4 protein-coding genes and 1 pseudogene are annotated in these 3683 nt (G+C 57.7%); 3 read left to right on the plus strand and 2 right to left on the minus strand.

The genetic code is table 11. From position 1 onward, the window contains the following. Window positions 1–469: 469 nt before the first annotated feature. From F4U94_RS23830 to F4U94_RS23840, 3 genes are all read left to right on the plus strand, one after another. Complete coding sequence (locus tag F4U94_RS23830; RefSeq protein ID WP_004210831.1) at window positions 470–688, plus strand: hypothetical protein; 219 nt, start codon at window positions 470–472, stop codon at window positions 686–688. Window positions 689–1192: 504 nt separating this feature from the next. Beyond that, on the plus strand, window positions 1193–2158 hold the full coding sequence (locus F4U94_RS23835; protein ID WP_120249358.1) for a hypothetical protein: 966 nt from the start codon (window positions 1193–1195) through the stop codon (window positions 2156–2158). A 107-nt stretch (window positions 2159–2265) separates the two neighbouring features. After that, window positions 2266–2556 (plus strand): hypothetical protein, encoded by a 291-nt coding sequence (locus F4U94_RS23840; protein WP_120249357.1) that lies wholly within the window; start codon window positions 2266–2268, stop codon window positions 2554–2556. A 131-nt stretch (window positions 2557–2687) separates the two neighbouring features. Here F4U94_RS23840 and F4U94_RS23845 read toward each other — a convergent pair whose 3' ends face one another. Together F4U94_RS23845 and F4U94_RS23850 are read right to left on the minus strand one after the other, a co-directional pair. Then, the gene (locus tag F4U94_RS23845) at window positions 2688–3305 is read right to left on the minus strand and encodes a hypothetical protein (RefSeq protein WP_120249356.1); all 618 of its coding nucleotides are present in this window, start codon (window positions 3303–3305) and stop codon (window positions 2688–2690) included. A gap of 251 nt (window positions 3306–3556) precedes the next feature. Then, window positions 3557–3683 (minus strand): annotated as a pseudogene (locus tag F4U94_RS23850) (IS5 family transposase); the annotation flags it as partial.

Here is a 3683-nt window from a genome sequence, read left to right on the forward strand (position 1 = left end):
GGATCAACTCCTCGGTGGGCGTGTGAAGTGTGGTAACTCCACCTTACCGATGAGCCCGGTGGCCACCGAGATCGAAATCGCATGGGGTGGGGCATGCCCCACCCCATGCGACAACCTCAATCTACACCGGAAATTACACCACGAGCGCGGACGCTAACCCCAAGGCAGCCTTGCGCTCTCGGATTCCCGCTAAAAGGTCTGAGAGGGTGATGATCATACCGCTCCATCCCTTCCGTGGATCCCGGTCCATCTTAGAAATGTGCAGCCCGCCTGCGACATCCCTGCTCCGGTACCGATAATATCCCATGCAAGATGCATGTGCCAGCTGCGTCCACTGCCCAGGTGCGATGCCTGACTGCCGCAAATCCGAACCCGCGGTCCTGCTGCAGACCAGTGCAAAAGCTCAACGAGGGTCTCGCCGGAAAATCCGACGATTACTATCGTATAGCCGATAGCGATTGAGGAAAGCATGCCCGGGAATATTCCCCCCGACAAGAAAGCCGCGTTCGAACGTCTCGCAAACCATCTGGATGAGGAATATCCCTATCCCGGGTGTCGCGACGATCTCAGGGATGTGGCCAGCGGCAGCTCTGCCATAATTGAACGCGCATACTGGCGCGATCCCGTGCAAGTCATGACCGGCCTCGCATGGATGCTCGTCGGCCTGATGATCGGAGTGCTGCTGTGAGGGCCGATCGCATTGAGCGCGAATGGTTTTGCAAGCGCTGCGGTAATTCCGTCCGCAAGCTGCAAGGATCATGGGGCCACATACGCAATCAACATAGCCCAAAGTCGTGCGGTCGAAAGCTGACCGACAACGACGTCTATCGGTTGCCGCTGAGCCGAACGAGGGAACGCACCCGTACACGGAATAAACAACAGGAAGCGCAAGATCGCCTGCTCATCGCTAAGCGGCGCTGGGATGAAGCCCGCCGTGAATGGGAAGCAGCCCAAGACGAACTCTATCTTGCCTCGGAAGCGCTGAAGTCCATAACGAATAGTCCCCCATTGGACTAGCCTGGTCAGCCCATCGGTTCAATCCAACGCCGCCGATAACTGCGGCGCATAAGCCGCTTTCCGTAGGATTCGAAGCATCCTGTTCCATATCCAATGCAACCTGTGCTGAAGGGGGTCTGGAATTTGCCCAATCGGTCTGAGACAATTACTCCCGGTCTTGCAGGGAAGCATTACAATGGACTTCAGAGCAATTGAGGAATGGCTGTCTGATGCGCCTGAACGGCACGCGATGCCGAAGGAACGACAGAATGCCACGACAGCTGCCATAGGCGCTGCGGCGAAGACAGCCGCAGCTTCCGGCGTTGAAGCGTTCGATTTGGCGCGGCTGGAGATGGCCACCGGCCCTCAGGCGGAAGAGTATCGCCCTTTCCGGACTTTGACGCTTGCTGAGTTGGTCCGCGCCGCCGCTGAAATTCGAACCGTTCAGGACAAGCTTCGCTACCGCGACGATACGATCGCTGTTGATCCAGCCCTTGAACGCGCGGTCCTGACCCTTGGCGATGCCGGGATGCCTCTCAATGAGCACCGCTTTGCGGCGACCGAACGCGCCTTCGTCCGTGCGGAAATCCACGAGGCGGCGAATGGGACCCTCTCGCCAAATGAAAAGGCCCGGATGATCCTCTACGACGTCGCCACTCAGGAAGAGGCGCGTGGCCTCGAACTGATCGGCCGAGGCGGAGTCCTAAGCGTCAGCCGAGGCATGGCGATCGCCAAGCCCGCTCAGGAACTCGTATCCAGCATGGGCATCCGAACACTGGAGAAGGACGGCCTGGGTCAACAGGACATCGCGATGGCAGCCGTCGGCCGTTATGAGCGAGTGTCAGAATTCCATCGGGCGGGGATCGATTTAGGGGCTACTTGGGCGCGAACCGGTGGCCCTGGGGCTGCAGCATTGGATGCGCGGTTGGAGCGCCTTGCTTCTCAAGCGCGAGAGCCGGCGCCCAGTGACCTTGATCGGGAATCTGAAATTGCCGGGGGTGACGCGGAGGGCTCCTACCTATCTGAGGCAGTTACTCACGGGATCGCCTCGCAGGCGAGCCACATCAAGTTCGAATTGGCCATCAAGCCGAAAGGCCGCACAGATCCAGATGCAAGCGAACAGCACAGCTTTGCTATGCCTCGCGGTCGAGGCCGCGATTAAAGGCGCAATGGCGCGCGACCAGATGATCATTGAGGCCCCGCGCGCCGACGTCATCATGCTTGGAAACACACTTCGCGAATGTTCGCGAAATGAAATGAGGATTCGAAATGCCCGATGAAACTATGATCTTCGGCGTCAGCGAAGAGGGTCCGAATGGCGATGCACTGGGCTTTATCGATCTAACCAAGCTGCATGTCGGAAATAAGGTTCATGACGCCTACCGCGCAGCCGTTCTCGAAGCCGCGCAACAGCGACGGGAGAAGGGCTTCGGCTGCGCTTATCTCCCGCATGAGGGCATGCTGCTGCTCATGCATGAAGTTCCAAGTGAGGCGAAAGTGCCTGACGCCGCCATGCCATTCACGATTCATGGCTTCGCGTCTCTCCTTGCCGACGACTGACAGAAGTAAGCGCGTCTTCAGAGCCTCGACAGCCGGACCGGCCTGACTGCATAAACAGCGAGGTAAGCTGGAAACGGCTGGTTCGACGCCTGCGCGATTAGTGGCAAAATTCGCAAGTGCCTGGCAGCAGATCAAGCTGCAGGGGATTCTGTTTTGTCGTCCAATGCGTTGTCATGCGCACTATGTAGCGCTGTGTATGACGCGTCTCGCTCGCTGGGATTTACCCGTCCCTCAAAACAGGCGATCTCCCGGTGTGTTTCGCCGAACACGTCCTGAAAATCTGCCACAACCTTTATCGTGATCGCGACAAAGGTAGCCTTCTCGAGCAGGGCCGCAACGCCATCCTGAGAACGCAATCCAAGCGGATATGATGTCCAGGAATCCGCCGAAGGTATGTCCTGCCGCCAGTGCGATCTTTCCAGGTCTGGTTGATCGCCAAGCATCATGCCGCGCCGAGTGTTATCGCCATAAACAGCGACAATATGTGCGTTGTATAGCCAGCGTAACCGGCGCGCAGGCGATGCGCCAGAATTCTGGAAAGTTACCTTGGCAGTCAGATCGCCCAGCTCACTAAGCTTTGCCTCCACCGACTGAACCACGACATATGCGCGGGCCTGCGCCCGCCCATATTCCATAGCTATGCGGTTCGCGTCGGTGGCTATCCCGATCGTACGCTGCCCTTGTTTGAAGGCGCTGATCAATCCCAACAGCGCCGCGCTGCTAGCGCAAAGCGAGCCAACCGCGATCATCAGACCCCATTGCGCTGTCGATGTCGCCTGCTCAGTAGCAACTGCTGAACGTAGAGCGATACAATCCGCCATCGGTCCTTTCTTTGGCAAATTTCGACAGATCTCCTACATATCGTCAGAAGCCGACGGGATATAATGACCCGCCAGAAAACCAATCCCGATGGCAAGCGTTAGCGCGAATGTCATAACCAGGATTGAAACAATCCATTCGCGTTGAAACGGCTTAGTCTGTCTCATTCGGCATAATTTCCCTAGGTCGCGTTGACAAAGTGCGGCAGCCATTTGCGAATGGCGGCGAGGTTCAGGAAGCTTGCGAAGGATAAGGCGGTTTTGTCGTAACGGGTTGCGATACGGCGGAACTGCTTGAGTTGCCCGAAC

Source organism: Sphingobium limneticum (assembly GCF_008710155.1).
Lineage (GTDB): Bacteria > Pseudomonadota > Alphaproteobacteria > Sphingomonadales > Sphingomonadaceae > Sphingobium > Sphingobium limneticum.

Bases quoted from the DNA above. Each gene is read 5' to 3' on its own strand.
- F4U94_RS23830 (WP_004210831.1), top strand. From the start codon at position 470: ATGCCCGGGAATATTCCCCCCGACAAGAAAGCCGCGTTCGAACGTCTC.
- F4U94_RS23835 (WP_120249358.1), top strand. From the start codon at position 1,193: ATGGACTTCAGAGCAATTGAGGAATGGCTGTCTGATGCGCCTGAACGG.
- F4U94_RS23840 (WP_120249357.1), top strand. From the start codon at position 2,266: ATGCCCGATGAAACTATGATCTTCGGCGTCAGCGAAGAGGGTCCGAAT.
- F4U94_RS23845 (WP_120249356.1), bottom strand. From the start codon at position 3,305: ATGATCGCGGTTGGCTCGCTTTGCGCTAGCAGCGCGGCGCTGTTGGGA.